We start from the raw sequence: 18,755 nt of genomic DNA, 5'->3' as shown, positions 1-18,755 counted from the left end.
ATAGAGGATAATCGCGTTGGGTGCGTTTGAACTCAGTCATCATCACGTTCTCCGGATTTAAGTCTGGAACGTGTCAACGCTATTCAGGACGGGTCATATAAATGAAAAAAGCACCCTGACGGTGCTTTTTTCGGGTTCAAGTTTTGCGTTAAAACTTAACCGTAAATATTGGCGCGATCGCGCAGTTCTTTACCCGGTTTAAAGTGAGGAACGTATTTTCCTTCCAGTTCCACTTTATCGCCGGTCTTGGGGTTACGTCCGGTACGAGGCGCGCGGTAATGCAAAGAAAAACTGCCGAAACCGCGGATTTCAATACGCTCGCCCTGCGCAAGAGTCGAGGCCATATGCTCCAGCATCTCTTTTACCGCGTCTTCAACCGCCTTAGCGGGAATGTGAGATTGCTGGGTTGCAAGTCTTTCAATCAATTCTGACTTGGTCATGATTCCTCCGGTTCCTTAAAGGCAAATTGGCTGCAGCCGTGAGATTGATTAAGGGCGGCCGTAGCCGCCCTTAGTGCTTGATTACAGGCCGAAACCTGCAATCTGTCAAGTAATCTCGTTATACTTCGGACTAAAAGGCCCGAAGTTTCAGAGGATTACTCGCCTTTAGCTGCTTTGAATGCTTCAGCCATTGCGTTGTTAGAGAAGTTTGCATCTTCCTGTTTGTTAACAGTTGCGATGGCATCTTTCTCGTCAGCTTCGTCTTTCGCACGAACAGACAGGCTGATTGCGCGGTTTTTACGATCAACGCCGGTGAATTTAGCTTCAACTTCGTCGCCAACGCTCAGAACCAGAGTCGCATCTTCAACGCGGTCACGGGATGCTTCAGAAGCACGCAGGTAACCTTCAACGCCGTCAGCCAGTTCTACGGTTGCGCCTTTAGCGTCAACTGCAGTGACTTTACCGGTTACGATAGCGCCTTTCTTGTTCAGAGCAACCCAGTTGTTGAACGGATCTTCTGCGAGCTGTTTAACGCCCAGGGAGATACGTTCACGTTCTGCGTCAACCTGCAGAACAACTGCAGCGATTTCGTCGCCTTTTTTGTATTCACGAACTGCTTCTTCGCCTGCAACGTTCCAGGAGATGTCAGACAGGTGAACCAGGCCGTCGATGCCGCCGTCCAGGCCGATGAAGATACCGAAGTCAGTGATAGACTTGATTTTACCTTCAACGCGGTCGCCCTTGTTGTGGGTTTCTGCGAACTGCTGCCACGGGTTAGATTTGCACTGCTTCAACCCTAAGGAGATACGACGACGTTCTTCGTCGATATCCAGAACCATCACTTCCACTACGTCGCCAACGTTAACCACTTTGGACGGGTGGATGTTTTTGTTGGTCCAGTCCATTTCGGAAACGTGAACCAGGCCTTCAACGCCTTCTTCGATTTCAACGAAGCAGCCGTAGTCGGTCAGGTTGGTCACGCGACCGGTCAGTTTGGTACCTTCCGGATAACGTTTAGCGATAGCAACCCACGGATCTTCGCCCAGCTGTTTCAGGCCCAGGGATACACGGGTACGCTCGCGGTCGAATTTCAGCACTTTCACGTTGATTTCGTCGCCAACGTTCACGATTTCGCTCGGATGCTTAACGCGTTTCCAGGCCATATCAGTGATGTGCAGCAGGCCGTCAACGCCGCCCAGATCAACGAATGCACCGTAGTCAGTGAGGTTCTTAACGATACCTTTAACTTCCATGCCTTCCTGCAGGTTTTCCAGCAGCTGATCGCGTTCTGCGCTGTTTTCGGATTCGATAACGGCACGACGAGAAACCACAACGTTGTTACGTTTCTGGTCCAGCTTGATTACTTTGAATTCAAGCTCTTTGCCTTCCAGGTGCAGAGTGTCACGCACCGGACGAACGTCTACCAGAGAACCTGGCAGGAACGCGCGAATACCGTTCAGCTCAACAGTGAAGCCACCCTTAACTTTGCCGTTGATAACACCGGTAACAGTTTCAGCATCTTCGTAAGCTTTTTCCAGCGTGATCCATGCTTCGTGACGTTTAGCTTTCTCACGAGAGAGCAGAGTTTCACCGAAGCCGTCTTCTACTGCATCCAGAGCAACGTCAACTTCGTCACCAACCTGGATTTCCAGTTCGCCCTGGGCGTTTTTGAACTGCTCAGCCGGAATGGCAGACTCAGATTTCAGACCGGCGTCAACCAGTACTACGTCTTTGTCGATAGCAACAACAACACCACGAACGATGGAACCCGGGCGGGTTTCGATTTCTTTTAAGGATTCTTCAAAGAGTTGAGCAAAAGATTCAGTCATGTTTAATCTTCAGGTTTCATATTTAACGTCCACCTGGCTCCGTGCCGGATGGGGTTGTTTAACATACCCGCTGTCAATCCTTTGCAACGGGGGTACTACAAATTCGGTCGCATTTAAGCGAGAGCCAATTTTTGGCGCGCATATTGTAACGCTTTTTCAATCACTTGCTCAATGCTTAATCGGGTAGAATCCAAAACTAATGCATCAGCAGCAGGAACTAACGGCGCTACAGCGCGATTACGATCGCGATCGTCGCGTTCCTTGATCTCGGCCAAAAGGCGTTCAAAGTTAACACTAAAGCCATTCTCCTGCAACTGTAGCATACGTCGATGCGCACGTTCCTCCGAGGAGGCGTCAAGGAAAATTTTTACCGGCGCATCCGGGAAGACCACGGTCCCCATATCGCGTCCATCGGCGATTAAACCAGGCGCTTCGCGGAATGCGCGTTGGCGGCGAAGAAGCGCTTCACGCACGCGTGGGAATGCCGCCACCTGGGATGCCGCGTTCGCGACTTCCTGCGTACGGATTTCGCCGCTAACGTCCTCGCCTTCCAGGATAACTTCCAGGTTGCCGTCCGTTGAGACGAAACGCACGTCCAGATGGGACGCCAGCGGCACCAACGCATCTTCAGAGGCGAGATCGACATGGTGGTGCAATGCCGCCAGCGCCAGTACGCGGTATATCGCGCCGGAATCCAGCAGATGCCATTGCAATGCTTCCGCCATTGCTTTGCACAAGGTGCCTTTACCTGCACCGCTTGGGCCATCAATGGTTATTACCGGGGCAATTGCCGTCATCTTTATCTCCTTAAACAGGCGTACCGTTAACGTAAACGCCGCGCATTATACGCGCCAACGCTCGCGACCGTTAACGTTGCGTGCAAAAACCAGTTTTGTCTGTAATCAGATGCGGAATAATTGCGCAATTATAGCGGGCCGGCGAGAAACCAGCCCGAAAGATGACAATGATTTACTTTTTATCTTCGGCAATTCTGTCGCGCATATGCTGCGCGCGATCGGCTGAGGCCGGGTGGGAGTCCATCAATGATTTTGCATGACCTGCGTCCATTGTGGCGAATTTATCGAATGCCGTGACTAAGCCCTGGGTGTTAATCCCACGTTTTTTCAGCAGATCGTAAGAGAAGTCATCCGCATCAGACTCCTGACTGCGAGAAAACGCCGAATTGATGACGCCTTCCGCCAGATCGCCCAATTGAGACTGGGAAAGCTGCGCTGCGACGCCGCTGGTGGCGGAAATCGCATCGCGAGCCGCCAGTGTGGCATAGGCGGTCTGCATTGCCTTGCGGGAGTGCCCTAAAGAGACATGGCCCAGTTCATGGCCCAGTACGCCTTCAATTTCATTATCGGTCATCAGATCCATCAGGCCGGAGTATACGCGAACGCAACCGTTCGCCATCGCCCATGCGTTGATATCGCTGGTCATATAGACTTTATAGCTAACCGGCGTACCGTCAATGTTGTTACCCAGCGCTTTAGCGATTTTGCTCAGACGTTTGGTGTATTTGCTTTTCGAACCTGCCAGTTGATTCTCGCTGTCCATTTGTTTACAGGCATTATTAGATAATGCTTTAACATCCGCATCGGACAGTGTGGCGGCTTTGTAGGCTGACATGCCGGAACTGGCGATTAAATTGCCATTCACGCCATTTTTACATCCTGCCAGTAGCGTGGCGGAAATCGCCACCGCCAGTAATAATGATTTATTTTTCATACTAATCTTCCGTTGATAACTATTATAAAAAACACATAAATCAATGTGTTAAATCATCAACAAATTAGCATTAGTCATAATTATAAAAATAGTGCGAATACGGACTCGGCGCGCCAGCCCGTCGACTGGCGCAACAGAAGACTTAGGCAGGCGTACTCATTCGCGCCAGTTGTTCGAAATAATCAGGGAACGTTTTTGCGGTACATTTAGGGTCCAGGATCGTGACTGGCGTGTCGGACAGTGCGACCAGTGAGAAACACATCGCCATACGGTGGTCGTTGTACGTGCCAATATCCGCGTGTTGGAGCTTCGCCGGCGGCGTGATACGAATATAGTCGTGCCCTTCTTCGACTTCAGCGCCCACTTTACGTAGCTCGGTCGCCATCGCGAACAGGCGATCGGTTTCTTTCACTCGCCAGTTATAAATATTGCGCAACGTCGTGGTTCCTTTCGCAAACAACGCCGTGGTGGCAATCGTCATCGCCGCATCCGGAATATGGTTCATATCCATATCTATGGCGTGCAATTCGCCGCGCGTGCAGGCAATAAAATCATCGCCCCAGGTAATGGTCGCGCCCATTTTCTCCAGCACATCGGCAAAACGAATATCGCCCTGCATACTTTTGCGGCCAATCCCGGTCACTTTTACCGTGCCGCCTTTTATCGCCCCAGCGGCGAGAAAATAGGACGCTGACGAGGCATCGCCCTCGACCAGATAGCGACCTGGAGAGTGATACTGTTGACCGCCCTTCACGACAAATTGTTGGTAGTGATGGTTCGCTATCTCCACGCCAAAGGTTTTCATTAAATTTAGCGTGATATCGATGTAAGGTTTTGATACCAGTTCGCCTTTAACGCGAATAGTTGTGTCTTCAGGCGCCAGCGGCGCCGTCATCAGCAGAGCGGTCAGGAACTGGCTGGAAACGCTACCATCAACCTCAATGTCGCCGCCGGTAAAACCGCCGCGCAGACGCAGGGGCGGATAGTTTTCCTGCTCCAGGTAATCAATATTCGCCCCGCCCTGACGCAGCGAATCGATCAGATGGCCTATCGGACGCTCTTTCATACGCGGTTCGCCGGTTAACACTATCTCATTTTGCCCCAGACATAGCGCTGCCGCTAACGGACGCATCGCGGTTCCGGCATTACCGAGAAACAGTTCCAGAGCGCCTGGCGCACGTAATGCGCCGCCATTACCCGTGATATCACAGCGGGTGCGATCGGCAGAAAGGGTGTAATTGATCCCCAACGCGCTCAGGGCATTGAGCATATGGCGGACGTCATCGCTATCCAGCAGATTCGTCAGAACGGTTTTACCACAAGCTAAAGCCGCCAGGAGCAAAGCACGGTTTGAAACACTTTTGGAGCCAGGTAAATTAATGGCGCCATCGACCCGCGCGATGGGTTGTAACGTCAGGGATTCCATGAAACTCAACTCTCAAAAAACAGAAATAAAAACCCCACAGACTGGCCGTGGGGATGAAAAAAAAAACGTATTAGCCGTGGCGACGCTCAAAATCGATCATGAAATCGGTCAGCGCTTTCACCCCTTCAATTGGCATGGCGTTATAGATAGAGGCGCGCATACCGCCAACAACACGGTGCCCTTTTAAGGCGTGCAGACCGGCGGCGAAAGACTCTTCCAGAAAGACCTTGTCCAGCGCATTGTCCGCTAACTGGAACGGAACGTTCATCCGCGAACGGTTGGCCTGTGCGACATCGTTACGGTAGAAATCGCTGTTATCAATCACACCGTACAGCAACTCCGCTTTTTGCTGATTGATTTTGTGCATCGCCGCCACGCCGCCCTGCGCTTTCAACCATTTGAACACCAGGCCGGAAAGATACCAGGCGAAAGTCGGCGGCGTATTAAACATCGAGTCGTTATCATTCAGGACGGTGTAGTCGAGGATGGACGGGCAGCTCTCATGCGCCTTGCCTAACAGATCCTCCCGGACGATAACCAGCGTCAGTCCTGCCGGACCGATATTCTTCTGCGCGCCAGCATAAATTACGCCATAGCGAGAGACGTCCAGCGGCGCAGACAGGATGGTAGAAGAAAAGTCCGCCGTGACGACCACTTCCGGGCCAAAATCCGGCGTTTCATCGATGGCGATGCCGTCAATGGTCTCATTCGGGCAATAGTGTAAATAAGCGGCGTTATCGGAAAGCTGCCACTCGCGCATCGGTTTTACGGCACGTTTGCCGTCAACGGTGATTTTGGCGTCGATAATCTGCGGCGCACAGTATTTTTTGGCTTCTTTGATGGCGCTCGCCGCCCAGTAACCAGCATCGACATAATCCGCCGTGGTTTTATCGCCCAGCAGATTGAGCGGCACGCCAGCAAACTGCCCGCGACCGCCGCCGTGACAAAATAAGACTTTATAGTTGGAGGGGATATTAAGGAGATCGCGAAAATCCTGCTCCGCCTCTTCAGCGACCTGGATAAACTCTTTGCCTCGATGGCTAATTTCCATTACCGACGTACCAAGACCGTGCCAGTCACGCAGTTCCTGTTGCGCCAGTTTAAGTACTTCCGCCGGTAGCATCGCCGGACCTGAACTAAAATTAAAGACCTGAGCCATTTCCCCTCACCACGCTGCATTGTTTCCTGCCTGACAGACATCAGGCAAACGTTATTCATGTGAATATCGGTTTTATCATTCAGTGACACGCGCCGCAATGGGTAAAACAATGCGAGGAGAAAATGCGGCATGCGTCACACAACAGAATCTTCCGGATTAACCGTATAAATCCGATATTTTCGCTGTTAAACAACGCGTTTAGCCCGGCTTGCCTTCGTCCATTCTGGATTTGCGCAGCGCGGACATAATTGCTTTTCCCCGACGTTCATGCGTATCACTTCACTGCAACGTACGCAGGCATAGTCGCCAGCCTCCGGCGCCACGATAAAGCGTGGCGTACAGTGCTCAGGAAGAATGCTTAACCCCGGCTTAACGTCTTTATTTTCAAAGAAATAGACGCTGATTTGTCCGTTTGTCTCCAGGATGGCCAGTCTGACCTGCCCCAGTTGCTCAACGCCATTCAAGCGAAGCTCCATAAAAAATTCAAACTCCGTCATGTTCGAGCGCTGCAGTTTTTCCCACGCCAGTTCGCCGTCTTCAACAATGACCACCGACTTGCCTTCCAGCAGATCTTCCAACTTTTCACTATGCGCCATCAGCCACATGACCAGGCGATAGAGCAGCGCCAGGGTGATGAATACCACCAGAACAGGTAGCATCGGAACGTCATCATAAAACGCGACGTCGCCTGCCGCCGACCCCAATGTCAAAATGATCAGCACTTCAAAAAGCGACATTTGCCGTACGCCGCGTCGTCCTGTCACCTTTAAGAAAAGAAACACCAGAACAAAGGTGTAAAAGCTACGTAGCGCCACTTCCCCCAAAAACGCTACCGGCACGTTATCCAGCGCCATTCGTTGCAAATCAAATGCTTTCATTTTTTATGCTCTTCCTGTGAATTCCAGTGTAAAAGCATAGCCAATACTTTTATTTCCGCCGATGTCCCGGCGAGATAGCGCCCGTCACATAAAACCCGTATCATTGCGCGCTTTCCGTACGACAAAAGTGATTTTCATGACGCAAACATTTATTCCCGGCAAAGACGCCGCGTTGGAAGACTCCATCGCCCGCTTCCAGCAAAAGTTACTCGACCTCGGCTTTCACATCGAAGAGGCCTCCTGGCTGAACCCGGTGCCAAACGTCTGGTCAGTGCATATTCGCGATAAAGAGTGCGCGTTATGCTTTACCAACGGAAAAGGCGCGACCAAAAAAGCGGCGCTGGCCTCGGCGCTGGGCGAATACTTCGAGCGTCTGTCAACCAACTACTTTTTTGCTGATTTCTGGCTGGGTGAAACCATCGCCAACAGCCCGTTCGTGCATTATCCGAATGAAAAGTGGTTCCCGCTGACTGAAAATGACAACGTACCGGAAGGCTTGCTTGATGCCCGTCTGCGCGCATTTTACGATCCAGAGAACGAATTAACCGGAAGCATGCTTATCGACCTGCAATCCGGTAATGAAGATCGTGGCGTCTGCGGCCTGCCGTTTACCCGTCAATCTGATAACCAGACCGTGTATATTCCGATGAATATCATCGGCAACCTGTACGTCTCTAACGGAATGTCCGCCGGCAATACGCGTAATGAAGCCCGCGTTCAGGGACTGTCGGAAGTCTTCGAGCGCTATGTGAAAAATCGCATCATTGCAGAAAGTATCAGTCTGCCGGAGATTCCCGCAGAGGTGATGGCGCGTTATCCGGCGGTAATGGAGTCAATCGCCACGCTGGAAGCCGAGGGTTTCCCGATTTTCGCCTATGACGGCTCGCTGGGCGGTAAGTATCCGGTTATCTGCGTCGTGCTGTTCAACCCGGCTAACGGTACCTGCTTTGCTTCTTTTGGCGCCCATCCTGACTTTGGCGTTGCGCTGGAGCGTACAGTGACCGAGCTACTCCAGGGACGCGGTCTGAAAGATCTTGATGTCTTCACGCCACCAACGTTCGATGATGAAGAAGTCGCGGAGCACACTAATCTGGAGACCCACTTCATCGACTCCAGCGGCCTGATTTCCTGGGATCTGTTCAAACAGGACGCCGATTATCCGTTCACGGACTGGAGTTTTTCCGGCACTACCGAAGAAGAATTCGCCACGCTGATGGCCATCTTTGCTGCTGAAGATAAAGAAGTTTACATTGCCGATTACGAGCATCTCGGCGTATACGCCTGTCGTATTATCGTACCGGGAATGTCTGATATTTATCCTGCCGAAGATCTGTGGCTGGCCAACAACAATATGGGTAGCCATCTTCGTGAGACTCTGCTTTCGCTGCCCGGTAGCGCCTGGAATAAAGAAGATTATCTCAATCTGATTGAACAATTGGATGAAGAAGGTTTTGACGATTTCACCCGCGTGCGTGAACTGTTGGGTCTGGCGACCGGAGCGGACAATGGTTGGTATACACTGCGCGTCGGCGAATTAAAAGCAATGTTAGCGTTAGCGGGCGGCGATTTGGAGCAGGCGCTAATCTGGACAGAATGGACGATGGAGTTCAATTCGTCGGTCTTTAGTCCGGCACGCGCAAACTATTACCGTTGCCTGCAAACTCTGCTGCTCCTGTCGCAAGAAGATGCGCGTCAGCCACTGCAATATCTCAATGCTTTTATAAAAATGTATGGCGCAGAGGCTGTAGAAGCCGCCAGCGCCGCGCTTAGCGGTGAAGCGGCTTTTTATGGACTACCGGCTGTCGACCACGATCTACAAGCGTTCCCGGCGCATCAGTCCTTGTTAAAAGCGTATGATAAATTACAGCACGCGAAAGCGGCATACTGGTCAAAATAAGGCCATATGAGTGACTTAGGGTAGGTTTACCCTCTCGGCTGCGTTATATTACGGGGCGCCTTTGCGGCCCCGTTTTATTTATTTTCGCTAAACGGCGAAAAATGTAATAACAAGGTTAAATATTGGTTGTTGATATTAAATTAATTGACATAGTGATGTTACTTTATTTGTTGATTACTCCATATTAATTAACCGTGCAGCAGGAGGAGTCAGGAAAAAATTCAACTCTATTTATAATTTTTAAAATTTATTTTTATTAGGATAATCAAAAAGTTACACCGTAATTGCATAAAAGCCATGCGACTTACGGGCCTATAAGCCAGGCGAGATATGATCTATATCAAATTCTCATCTATAATGCTTTGTTAGTATCTCGTCGCCGACTTAATAAAGAGAGAGTTAGTGTGAAAGCTGACAACCCTTTTGACCTTTTACTCCCTGCAGCAATGGCCAAAGTGGCTGAAGAAGCAGGCGTCTATAAAGCAACGAAACATCCGCTTAAGACTTTCTATCTGGCGATTACCGCCGGCGTATTCATTTCAATTGCCTTTGTTTTTTATATTACTGCGACAACCGGTACTGGCGCGATGCCTTATGGCATGGCGAAACTTATCGGGGGTATCTGTTTCTCTTTGGGACTGATTCTCTGTGTTATTTGCGGCGCTGATCTCTTTACCTCTACTGTTCTGATCGTTGTAGCTAAAGCTAGCGGTCGCATCACCTGGGGGCAACTGGCTAAAAACTGGTTAAACGTCTATTTTGGTAACCTGATTGGCGCTCTGCTTTTCGTGTTACTGATGTGGCTTTCCGGCGAGTATATGACTGCCAACGGTCAATGGGGACTTAACGTCCTGCAAACCGCCGACCACAAAATGCACCACACTTTTATTGAAGCTGTCTGCCTCGGTATTCTGGCGAACCTGATGGTTTGTCTGGCCGTGTGGATGAGCTACTCAGGTCGTAGCCTGATGGACAAAGCGTTCATCATGGTGCTGCCCGTCGCCATGTTTGTCGCCAGCGGTTTTGAGCACAGTATCGCAAACATGTTTATGATTCCTATGGGTATTGTAATACGCGATTTTGCTACACCGGAGTTTTGGACCGCGGTTGGTTCGTCTCCGGAAAGTTTTTCTCACCTGACCGTGATGAGCTTCATCACTGATAACCTGATTCCGGTCACGATCGGTAATATTATCGGCGGCGGTTTGTTGGTCGGGTTGACATACTGGGTCATTTACCTGCGTGGTAACGAGCATCATTAATCTGTTGATGCCCATTACACGCAGTAAATAAAAAATCCACTTAAGAAGGTAGGTGTTACATGTCCGAGCTTAATGAAAAGTTAGCCACAGCCTGGGAAGGTTTTACCAAAGGTGACTGGCAGAATGAAGTAAACGTCCGTGACTTCATTCAGAAAAACTACACTCCGTATGAGGGTGACGAGTCCTTCCTGGCTGGCGCTACTGACGCGACCACCAAGCTGTGGGACAGCGTAATGGAAGGCGTTAAACAGGAAAACCGCACTCACGCGCCTGTTGACTTTGACACCTCCGTTGCTTCCACCATCACTTCTCACGACGCTGGCTACATCAACAAAGCGCTTGAGAAAATTGTTGGTCTGCAGACTGAAGCTCCGCTGAAGCGTGCGATTATCCCGTTCGGCGGCATCAAAATGGTTGAAGGTTCCTGCAAAGCGTACAATCGCGAGCTGGACCCAATGATCAAAAAAATCTTCACCGAATACCGTAAGACTCACAACCAGGGCGTGTTCGACGTTTATACTCCGGACATCCTGCGTTGCCGTAAATCCGGCGTTCTGACCGGTCTGCCGGATGCGTATGGCCGTGGCCGTATCATCGGTGACTACCGTCGCGTAGCGCTGTACGGTATCGACTACCTGATGAAAGACAAATTCGCACAGTTTACGTCTCTGCAATCCGATCTGGAAAACGGCGTAAATCTGGAAGCGACTATCCGTCTGCGTGAAGAAATCGCTGAACAGCACCGCGCTCTGGGTCAGATCAAAGAAATGGCAGCTAAATACGGCTGCGATATCTCTGGTCCGGCGACTAACGCTCAGGAAGCAATCCAGTGGACTTACTTCGGTTACCTGGCTGCGGTTAAATCTCAGAACGGCGCAGCAATGTCCTTCGGTCGTGTATCCACCTTCCTGGATGCGTACATCGAACGTGACCTGAAAGCAGGCAAAATCACCGAGCAAGACGCACAGGAAATGATTGACCACCTGGTCATGAAACTGCGTATGGTTCGCTTCCTGCGTACTCCTGAATATGATGAACTGTTCTCCGGCGACCCGATTTGGGCAACCGAATCTATCGGCGGTATGGGCGTTGATGGCCGTACTCTGGTCACCAAAAACAGCTTCCGTTTCCTGAACACCCTGTACACCATGGGGCCGTCTCCGGAGCCGAACATCACCGTTCTGTGGTCTGAAAAACTGCCGCTGAACTTCAAGAAATTCGCCGCTAAAGTCTCCATCGACACTTCTTCTCTGCAGTACGAGAACGATGACCTGATGCGTCCGGACTTCAACAACGATGACTACGCTATCGCATGCTGCGTAAGCCCGATGATCGTTGGTAAACAAATGCAGTTCTTCGGCGCGCGTGCAAACCTGGCGAAAACCATGCTGTACGCTATCAACGGCGGCGTTGATGAAAAACTGAAAATGCAGGTTGGTCCGAAATCCGAACCGATCAAAGGCGATGTTCTGAACTTCGACGAAGTGATGGACCGCATGGATCACTTCATGGACTGGCTGGCTAAACAGTATGTCACCGCGCTGAACGTTATCCACTACATGCACGACAAGTACAGCTACGAAGCCTCTCTGATGGCGTTGCACGACCGTGACGTTATCCGCACCATGGCGTGTGGTATCGCAGGTCTGTCCGTTGCGGCTGACTCCCTGTCTGCCATCAAATATGCGAAAGTTAAACCGATTCGTGACGAAGATGGTCTGGCTATCGACTTCGAAATCGAAGGCGAATACCCGCAGTTTGGTAACAACGACGCTCGTGTAGATGACATGGCGGTTGACCTGGTAGAACGTTTCATGAAGAAAATTCAGAAACTGACCACCTACCGTGGCGCTATCCCGACGCAGTCTGTTCTGACCATCACTTCTAACGTTGTGTATGGTAAGAAAACCGGTAACACCCCGGATGGTCGTCGCGCTGGCGCGCCGTTCGGACCAGGTGCTAACCCGATGCACGGTCGTGACCAGAAAGGCGCTGTCGCTTCTCTGACCTCCGTTGCTAAACTGCCGTTTGCTTACGCGAAAGATGGTATTTCTTATACCTTCTCTATCGTTCCGAACGCACTGGGTAAAGACGACGAAGTTCGTAAGACTAACCTGGCAGGTCTGATGGATGGTTACTTCCACCACGAAGCGTCCATCGAAGGCGGTCAGCACCTGAACGTCAACGTCATGAACCGTGAAATGCTGCTGGACGCGATGGAACATCCGGAAAAATATCCGCAGCTGACCATCCGTGTATCTGGTTACGCAGTACGTTTTAACTCCCTGACGAAAGAACAGCAGCAGGACGTTATTACTCGTACCTTCACGCAGACCATGTAATGGGTTTGACTGAAATTACGCCATAAAAAGCGTACAAAAAAGGCTCCATATCAGTGGGGCCTTTTTAATGACTTTTTATATAAGCATATTGCGACAACTCGACTTTTCACTTATAAATAAAGTGTTATTATGTGATCTATATATTTTTCTTAGAATAGCATCAATTTCTCTTTTATTATTTTGATAATCATCATAATCCTTATTTAATACATCAGAAAACAGCATGGTGTTAGTTTCTATTAAATCAGATGACAATGACGGTTTATATGCTTGTAGCAGATAGCTAAGTGTTGGATGAACCATATCAAACAGGACTTCCCCCTCTAATTCCCAGTAACCTATTTTAAAAAATTGGGTAGTAATATTAAAAGACCCCATTTGAAGACAGCGTAGTTTATTCTTCTCCTCTTCAGTAAGAGTACCATTCCATTCAACACATGCCATTTTTCGATCTTCTCCAGATCGCATAAGCTTATAAACTTCATCCTTAACGTCATCATCCTCATTAACTGCATCTTTAAGTTTATTAGCAAATCCTTCTAATAATTCTGGATAGCGAGCAATTTTTTCTCCATACTTAATACATATTTTAAGAAACAACTCTTCTTCATCTTCTTCCATCACTTTAAAAATACAGTTTTCTGAAACATTGAGGAGACGATGCAAATTACATTTATCAATAACCTTGCCATCAATCTCAAATAAAACTTGTGTCTGATTCATATCAAAACGCATAACAAAGCGGTCTTGTTGAGATGGATTAGCATATTGTTTTAATTGTGTAAAGGCATGTATCTTCTCCATGCCGGTTATATCAACATTAAGTTCAGCTTGATTTTCACGTTCACATCCATGGATGAGTGTATATAATACCTCCAGCACCTCTTGTTTTTTGTGTGTTCTGAAGCAGTCCTTAAATCTATCCCATACCCCCATGTATAGCGCTTCTTCTTTATCAGGACTCATCAAACGGGCTAGCCGTGAAGTATTAATTTCATAGTGATGACGATTACCAAAACTTAACGTAACTGGCATAATAACTCCCTTGATTATTTACCGCGAAAGCAAAATCCAATCCGTTGCTCTCATTTTTTGATTAAAGCCACACTCTATTTAAGAGATTGAATCAGTCCGGCTTTAGAAATGGCATCAGATTTACACCTGATTGCGCGTTGAATGCGACGCCAGGCACTGGACGGGCATAACGTTCTTTGGACACATCTGAATTATGTTGAGAATTATTTTCGTTCTAACCACAACAAAACGGCTCCAACCATTCGAAAAAAGAGGCGGATCATAAACAGCAAAACCAGGACGCTATGGATGATACACTTACAGTATGTATTGCGGCTCGGGCGTTAAACAGAGGTACCGGGCTGATGAATGAGCCACAATTTCTGGCGGTGCGAGTTATGCAGCATAGATTTGCCGTATATTTTATACTGAATAGAGGTAAAATAGCTCCATTGCAGCACATTCTGGAACAGCCACACATTCTGTAGTCCAAAATTTACGCTCGCAGTACCGCTTTTTTACAGGATGCAACCCCCTTACCAGGGTGCTCAACATGCCCGGAATGTGTCCATAAACCCCATGTTATTTAGAGCTAGCCGAAGCGATATGAGTAACTTAACCGATTGTATTACAAATGAAAGTGTTGCAGTAACTGCTGATAAAAAGCCGGTTATTGGTCGCATTCACTCCTTTGAGTCCTGTGGCACCGTTGATGGCCCAGGCATCCGCTTTATTACCTTTTTCCAGGGCTGCCTGATGCGCTGCCTGTATTGCCATAACCGCGACACATGGGATACGCATGGCGGTAAAGAAATCACCGTTGAAGACTTAATGAAAGAGGTGGTGACCTATCGGCATTTTATGAATGCTTCTGGCGGCGGCGTGACGGCATCCGGCGGCGAGGCCATTTTGCAGGCAGAATTTGTACGCGACTGGTTTCGCGCCTGTAAAAAAGAAGGTATCCACACCTGTCTCGACACCAACGGCTTTGTGCGCCGTTATGACCCGGTGATTGATGAACTGCTGGACGTTACCGATCTGGTGATGCTCGATCTCAAGCAGATGAATGATGAGATCCACCAGAATCTGGTCGGTGTCTCTAATCACCGGACGCTGGAATTCGCGCAGTATTTATCAAAGAAAAATGTGAAGGTCTGGATCCGTTACGTTGTCGTTCCCGGCTGGTCTGACGACGATGATTCCGCGCATCGCCTGGGCGAGTTTACCCGCGATATGGGTAATGTCGAAAAAATCGAGCTGCTGCCCTATCATGAGCTGGGCAAACATAAATGGGTGGCAATGGGCGAAGAATATAAACTGGATGGCGTGAAGCCGCCCAAAAAAGAGACTATGGAGCGTGTAAAGGGTATTCTTGAGCAGTATGGTCATAAAGTAATGTATTAATCGCCTGCTATCTTACCCGCTTTTAAACGGCTGCCCATGAGGGTAGCCGTTTTGCTGTCTGGATAACGCTCTTACCGCTAAAATACCCGACCCCGCCGTCAGACAGGCCTGGTTAACAATATTGCGCTTACCAGGTATCAAATACAGAGTCGCTTATCTGCTGCTGGGTTGAAGGTCTGACAACTATTGCTGACCCGGCACCTGTTAATACCGTGGTCTCCGCCTGGAACCCAGGCACCTGTAACCTTAAAAGGCGCTCGCCTGGCAGGAGCGCCGTGGAAAAGAACGTCGTTATGTGTTTCTACGCGCCAGCAGTGGGAAAATTAATCCCAACCCGACCAGGACAAAAGGCGTCACGATGTTCAACGTCAGCTGGAATGTCCACTCCGGCGTGAACGCCTCCATTTTGGGGAAAATACCGGTAAGGCAGGCAAACGCGGTGAAGGCAAAACACCATATTCCCACAGTTAACGCCAACGCCCGGTTGCGAATAAACACATATTCAGGTTTATACTTTTGCGCCAGTCGAATGACGGCAATAAAGGCGACAAATACCCACAGATAGCGCAGCGGCATAACGACTGAATTGAGATTAAGCAGCCATTTGTACAGGTTGTTCATATCGCCGATGCCAAGCGTTGGCAACATAATCAAGATAGCGACCAACACTAATGTCAGCAAATAACCGTTAACTGGCGTACCTGAAGCGTTAGTACGACATAAGCGCTGCGGGATATATTTACTGTCTGCATCACCCAGTAAGACTTTCAGTGGCGCATCAATAGAAAACACCAGCGCGGCGATTTGCCCCAGAGTATTGGCAATGGCATAAATCACCATTAATGAATTACCCATATGGTAATACTCACCCAATTTCTGGAATGCATAATATTGCCCATTGGTCATTAAATCGTCAGGTATATGCCGCGAATCAAACATCATTCCCATCGCCAACGAACCGAGGATAGCGCAGACCGCAACCATGACGGCTAAAAAGAGCATCCCCTTCGGAAATTCTTTTCCTGGATTCCGCGTCTGGTTAACGTAAGGCGAGATCTTCTCTGCCCCACCAACCGCAAAGACCAACATAGAGATGGTGGTGATATAGGTAAAATCGATATGAGGAATAAATGACTGCCAGGTGATGTTAGTGGTCGCAATTTCAACGTTTGTAATTGCTGGCGCGGTCACTGCCATCACAACATATAAAATTGACATGATAAACATGGCAATCCCGGCCACAGACCCAACAACCTTTAGCGATTTCATCCCCCTGGAAGCAACCCACATAAAGAAAACAAACAATGCCAGCGTCAGCCCCTGCAAGGCAACGACGGTATATTCTTTTATCAACGAGCCGTCGCCTTTTAAAGCCCATCCCAATGCAATGAGTATCGCCTGCGGCTTTTGCGCCAGGTAGGGAATATGCACGACCCAATAGGTCCATGCCGCAAGGTAAGCCAACCCCGGCCCCATCGTATGCTTAATCCAGGTACTGACGCCCCCTTTTCCCTCTTTGAAGGTTGAGCCCAGTTGCCCTACGATTAAGGCATAAGGAATAAAATAGAGCGCAAAAATAAACACCCAGGAGAAGACAACCACTAACCCCTGGTTAGCATAGTTATTGACAACATTGCCGAATCCCCAAACGGTAATAAACGACATCAGGGCGATGTTGTACCATCGCAACTGTTTTTCCTGCACATTCGGCATAACGCGATCCTTCGTGAACACAATGCTATTACTATAAATGAAGCGGGGGATTATGCGCGGTAAAGACGAAGAGAGAAAATAGAGGAGCGCAAAATTATAACCTTCGGCACATTTTATTTTTCAGTAAAGCAAGAAAATTATGCAGGTCAATTATTTTACGTAAAACATAAACAAAGAGTATGCAAGACTCACGTCCTGCATACGATTCAGAGAACAGTCAGATGTGGGCGACAGGATTAGGCGTCTGGCCAGCGTTACGTAACAGCATCAGCAGATAAATAAACGATACGCTGGCGATCATAATAAACAGCAGATTATCTGAATAATTCTGCATTAACATCGCAGCAAAAGACGGCCCCAACAGGCTCCCTACCGTATAACTTAACAACAGCGCCTGGTTCATTGCCACAAGCTGGTGGTGTTCGACTTTTTCACAGGCCCAGGCCATTGCAACAGGATAAAGCGTAAAACCCGCCGCCCCCAGAATAAACAGAGCTGGCGCCATCGCCGCCTGGGTTAACATGGCAATACTACCGAGTATGACAACGAATACCTGTACGCGTAACACCAGCAAGCGACCAAATTTGTCCGCCAGACGTCCCATTGGCCATTGCCCCAAAATGCCGGCGCTCACCAGCACCGCCATCCAGAAACCGATGCTGGCGTTAGCCATCCCCTGATGCTTCAGATATAACGGCATCAGGCCATATAATGAACCAAGAACAATGCCGGAAATAATACAACCATTCACGCCAAGACGCGCCTGGCGTAGCTTCAGCATGGCGCTAATAGAAGAGGAATGACGTGCCTGCGTTTGCTGATTTACAATTCGGGTAAAGAGTAGCGGCAGAATTCCCGCCAGAATCATTCCGGTCACCCAGGGAAGGACGTGCAGCAATTCACCAGATACTTTACTGACCAATAATTGTCCAAGGAAGGTCCCCATGTAATAGACCATCATATAGGCAGCAAGCAGGCGCCCGCGATTATGCGAGGTTCCGCTGCACATCAACGCGCTTTCGACAACCACCCAAATCATAGCGCAGCCGATACCGGCAATAAAACGCCAGCTCATCCAGCTCCAGAACCCCACCATCACCCCCAATCCGACACAACCCGCGGCGAAGATCAGCGAGGCAAGATAATAGCTACGGTTAAACCCAATGCGTTTAATTAAATACCCGGTAAATAACGTCCCGACCAGATTGCCGGTAAAATAAGACGAGCTGACCATCCCCACCTGCCAGGTCGGAAGGTTTGCCTGAGCAAGCCACAGCGGCACAAGCGTATTCAGTACCGCAATGGCCAGGGTCAACAAAAGTAGCCCGCACAGCAAAAGCATGACGGGACGGGTATAGGTGGACATGAATAAAAACCGTGAGGAAGTTCAAATTTCATGCGCATCATGCCATCGCCAAAAACATTGTCAATCGGCTCCGCATGGGCGATCCGCAAGTTTTGAGACTATCGATTTGATTTACTTATTCTGTACGTGAATATATTGAAAGGCTAAAAATTCATCCCCTTGTTTTTATTGATCTAACCCGCAAAATCGGCGTTTTGTTCAGTCGAAAAATTTCATGGTTCCTTTAGCTTCGTTTTCTTCTCTATGGATTTATATGCGCCTTCTCCACCCCGGTTATATTCCTTAGATTGATGG

Annotated in this window: 14 protein-coding genes and 1 pseudogene; 5 read left to right on the top strand and 10 right to left on the bottom strand. The window is 49.1% G+C overall.

Going from position 1 to position 18,755, the window contains the following annotated elements; translation table 11 throughout:
• Positions 1–155: 155 nt before the first annotated feature.
• From ihfB to ACLJR2_RS21910, 7 genes are all read right to left on the bottom strand, one after another.
• Positions 156–440: an integration host factor subunit beta gene (gene ihfB / locus ACLJR2_RS21940; protein ID WP_000167332.1), complete on the bottom strand. Its 285-nt coding sequence runs from the start codon at positions 438–440 to the stop codon at positions 156–158.
• 155 nt (positions 441–595) lie between these two features.
• Positions 596–2,269: a 30S ribosomal protein S1 gene (rpsA, locus tag ACLJR2_RS21935; protein ID WP_000140325.1), complete on the bottom strand. Its 1,674-nt coding sequence runs from the start codon at positions 2,267–2,269 to the stop codon at positions 596–598.
• 113 nt (positions 2,270–2,382) lie between these two features.
• On the bottom strand, positions 2,383–3,066 hold the full coding sequence (gene cmk, locus ACLJR2_RS21930) for a (d)CMP kinase (protein WP_000125007.1): 684 nt from the start codon (positions 3,064–3,066) through the stop codon (positions 2,383–2,385).
• Positions 3,067–3,238: 172 nt separating this feature from the next.
• Positions 3,239–4,000, bottom strand: coding sequence for a M48 family metallopeptidase (locus ACLJR2_RS21925; protein ID WP_000792301.1), 762 nt, complete (start codon positions 3,998–4,000; stop codon positions 3,239–3,241).
• 142 nt (positions 4,001–4,142) lie between these two features.
• Positions 4,143–5,426 (bottom strand): 3-phosphoshikimate 1-carboxyvinyltransferase, encoded by a 1,284-nt coding sequence (gene aroA, locus ACLJR2_RS21920; protein WP_001535014.1) that lies wholly within the window; start codon positions 5,424–5,426, stop codon positions 4,143–4,145.
• A 70-nt stretch (positions 5,427–5,496) separates the two neighbouring features.
• Positions 5,497–6,585, bottom strand: coding sequence for a 3-phosphoserine/phosphohydroxythreonine transaminase (serC, locus tag ACLJR2_RS21915; RefSeq protein WP_000079590.1), 1,089 nt, complete (start codon positions 6,583–6,585; stop codon positions 5,497–5,499).
• 185 nt (positions 6,586–6,770) lie between these two features.
• Positions 6,771–7,463: a DUF421 domain-containing protein gene (locus ACLJR2_RS21910; protein WP_000642868.1), complete on the bottom strand. Its 693-nt coding sequence runs from the start codon at positions 7,461–7,463 to the stop codon at positions 6,771–6,773.
• Positions 7,464–7,599: 136 nt separating this feature from the next.
• On the opposite strand from ACLJR2_RS21910, the gene ycaO reads away from it, so the two are divergent.
• The 3 genes from ycaO to pflB all read left to right on the top strand — a co-directional run bounded on the left by ycaO (position 7,600) and on the right by pflB (position 12,964).
• On the top strand, positions 7,600–9,360 hold the full coding sequence (ycaO, locus tag ACLJR2_RS21905) for a 30S ribosomal protein S12 methylthiotransferase accessory factor YcaO (RefSeq protein ID WP_001535017.1): 1,761 nt from the start codon (positions 7,600–7,602) through the stop codon (positions 9,358–9,360).
• A gap of 404 nt (positions 9,361–9,764) precedes the next feature.
• Positions 9,765–10,622, top strand: a complete 858-nt coding sequence (gene focA, locus ACLJR2_RS21900; RefSeq protein ID WP_000642539.1) for a formate transporter FocA — start codon at positions 9,765–9,767, stop codon at positions 10,620–10,622.
• A gap of 59 nt (positions 10,623–10,681) precedes the next feature.
• Positions 10,682–12,964 (top strand): formate C-acetyltransferase, encoded by a 2,283-nt coding sequence (pflB, locus tag ACLJR2_RS21895; protein ID WP_001292799.1) that lies wholly within the window; start codon positions 10,682–10,684, stop codon positions 12,962–12,964.
• Between the two features lie 75 nt (positions 12,965–13,039).
• Here the strand turns inward: pflB and sopD2 are convergent, their stop codons facing one another.
• Positions 13,040–13,999 carry an SPI-2 type III secretion system effector SopD2 gene (sopD2, locus tag ACLJR2_RS21890; RefSeq protein WP_001145549.1) on the bottom strand — a complete coding sequence of 320 codons (960 nt, stop codon included), beginning with the start codon at positions 13,997–13,999 and terminating at the stop codon, positions 13,040–13,042.
• 130 nt (positions 14,000–14,129) lie between these two features.
• Here sopD2 and ACLJR2_RS21885 point away from each other — a divergent pair.
• Both ACLJR2_RS21885 and pflA read left to right on the top strand, forming a co-directional pair.
• Positions 14,130–14,466, top strand: a pseudogene (locus ACLJR2_RS21885) (cytoplasmic protein).
• A 118-nt stretch (positions 14,467–14,584) separates the two neighbouring features.
• A complete protein-coding gene (pflA, locus tag ACLJR2_RS21880) occupies positions 14,585–15,382 on the top strand; it encodes a pyruvate formate lyase 1-activating protein (RefSeq protein ID WP_000067928.1) in 798 nt (265 codons plus the stop codon).
• 291 nt (positions 15,383–15,673) lie between these two features.
• Here the strand turns inward: pflA and ACLJR2_RS21875 are convergent, their stop codons facing one another.
• Positions 15,674–17,095, bottom strand: coding sequence for an APC family permease (locus ACLJR2_RS21875; RefSeq protein WP_001134264.1), 1,422 nt, complete (start codon positions 17,093–17,095; stop codon positions 15,674–15,676).
• Between the two features lie 217 nt (positions 17,096–17,312).
• Entirely contained in the window at positions 17,313–18,461 is a 1,149-nt protein-coding gene (locus ACLJR2_RS21870) for an MFS transporter (protein ID WP_000109271.1), read from the bottom strand.
• Positions 18,462–18,755: the final 294 nt, after the last annotated feature.

Source organism: Salmonella sp. SAL03688, assembly GCF_046551895.1.
Classification (GTDB): Bacteria; Pseudomonadota; Gammaproteobacteria; order Enterobacterales; family Enterobacteriaceae; genus Salmonella; species Salmonella enterica.
This window is presented reverse-complemented; position numbering and strand designations above follow the sequence as displayed.

What these genes read in the sequence shown, in the direction of transcription:
- sopD2 (WP_001145549.1), bottom strand. Translation starts at nt 13,999, where the DNA reads ATGCCAGTTACGTTAAGTTTTGGTAATCGTCATCACTATGAAATTAAT.
- pflA (WP_000067928.1), top strand. Translation starts at nt 14,585, where the DNA reads ATGAGTAACTTAACCGATTGTATTACAAATGAAAGTGTTGCAGTAACT.
- ycaO (WP_001535017.1), top strand. Translation starts at nt 7,600, where the DNA reads ATGACGCAAACATTTATTCCCGGCAAAGACGCCGCGTTGGAAGACTCC.
- ACLJR2_RS21870 (WP_000109271.1), bottom strand. Translation starts at nt 18,461, where the DNA reads ATGTCCACCTATACCCGTCCCGTCATGCTTTTGCTGTGCGGGCTACTT.
- ACLJR2_RS21910 (WP_000642868.1), bottom strand. Translation starts at nt 7,463, where the DNA reads ATGAAAGCATTTGATTTGCAACGAATGGCGCTGGATAACGTGCCGGTA.
- cmk (WP_000125007.1), bottom strand. Translation starts at nt 3,066, where the DNA reads ATGACGGCAATTGCCCCGGTAATAACCATTGATGGCCCAAGCGGTGCA.
- serC (WP_000079590.1), bottom strand. Translation starts at nt 6,585, where the DNA reads ATGGCTCAGGTCTTTAATTTTAGTTCAGGTCCGGCGATGCTACCGGCG.
- ACLJR2_RS21875 (WP_001134264.1), bottom strand. Translation starts at nt 17,095, where the DNA reads ATGCCGAATGTGCAGGAAAAACAGTTGCGATGGTACAACATCGCCCTG.
- ACLJR2_RS21925 (WP_000792301.1), bottom strand. Translation starts at nt 4,000, where the DNA reads ATGAAAAATAAATCATTATTACTGGCGGTGGCGATTTCCGCCACGCTA.
- ihfB (WP_000167332.1), bottom strand. Translation starts at nt 440, where the DNA reads ATGACCAAGTCAGAATTGATTGAAAGACTTGCAACCCAGCAATCTCAC.
- rpsA (WP_000140325.1), bottom strand. Translation starts at nt 2,269, where the DNA reads ATGACTGAATCTTTTGCTCAACTCTTTGAAGAATCCTTAAAAGAAATC.
- pflB (WP_001292799.1), top strand. Translation starts at nt 10,682, where the DNA reads ATGTCCGAGCTTAATGAAAAGTTAGCCACAGCCTGGGAAGGTTTTACC.
- aroA (WP_001535014.1), bottom strand. Translation starts at nt 5,426, where the DNA reads ATGGAATCCCTGACGTTACAACCCATCGCGCGGGTCGATGGCGCCATT.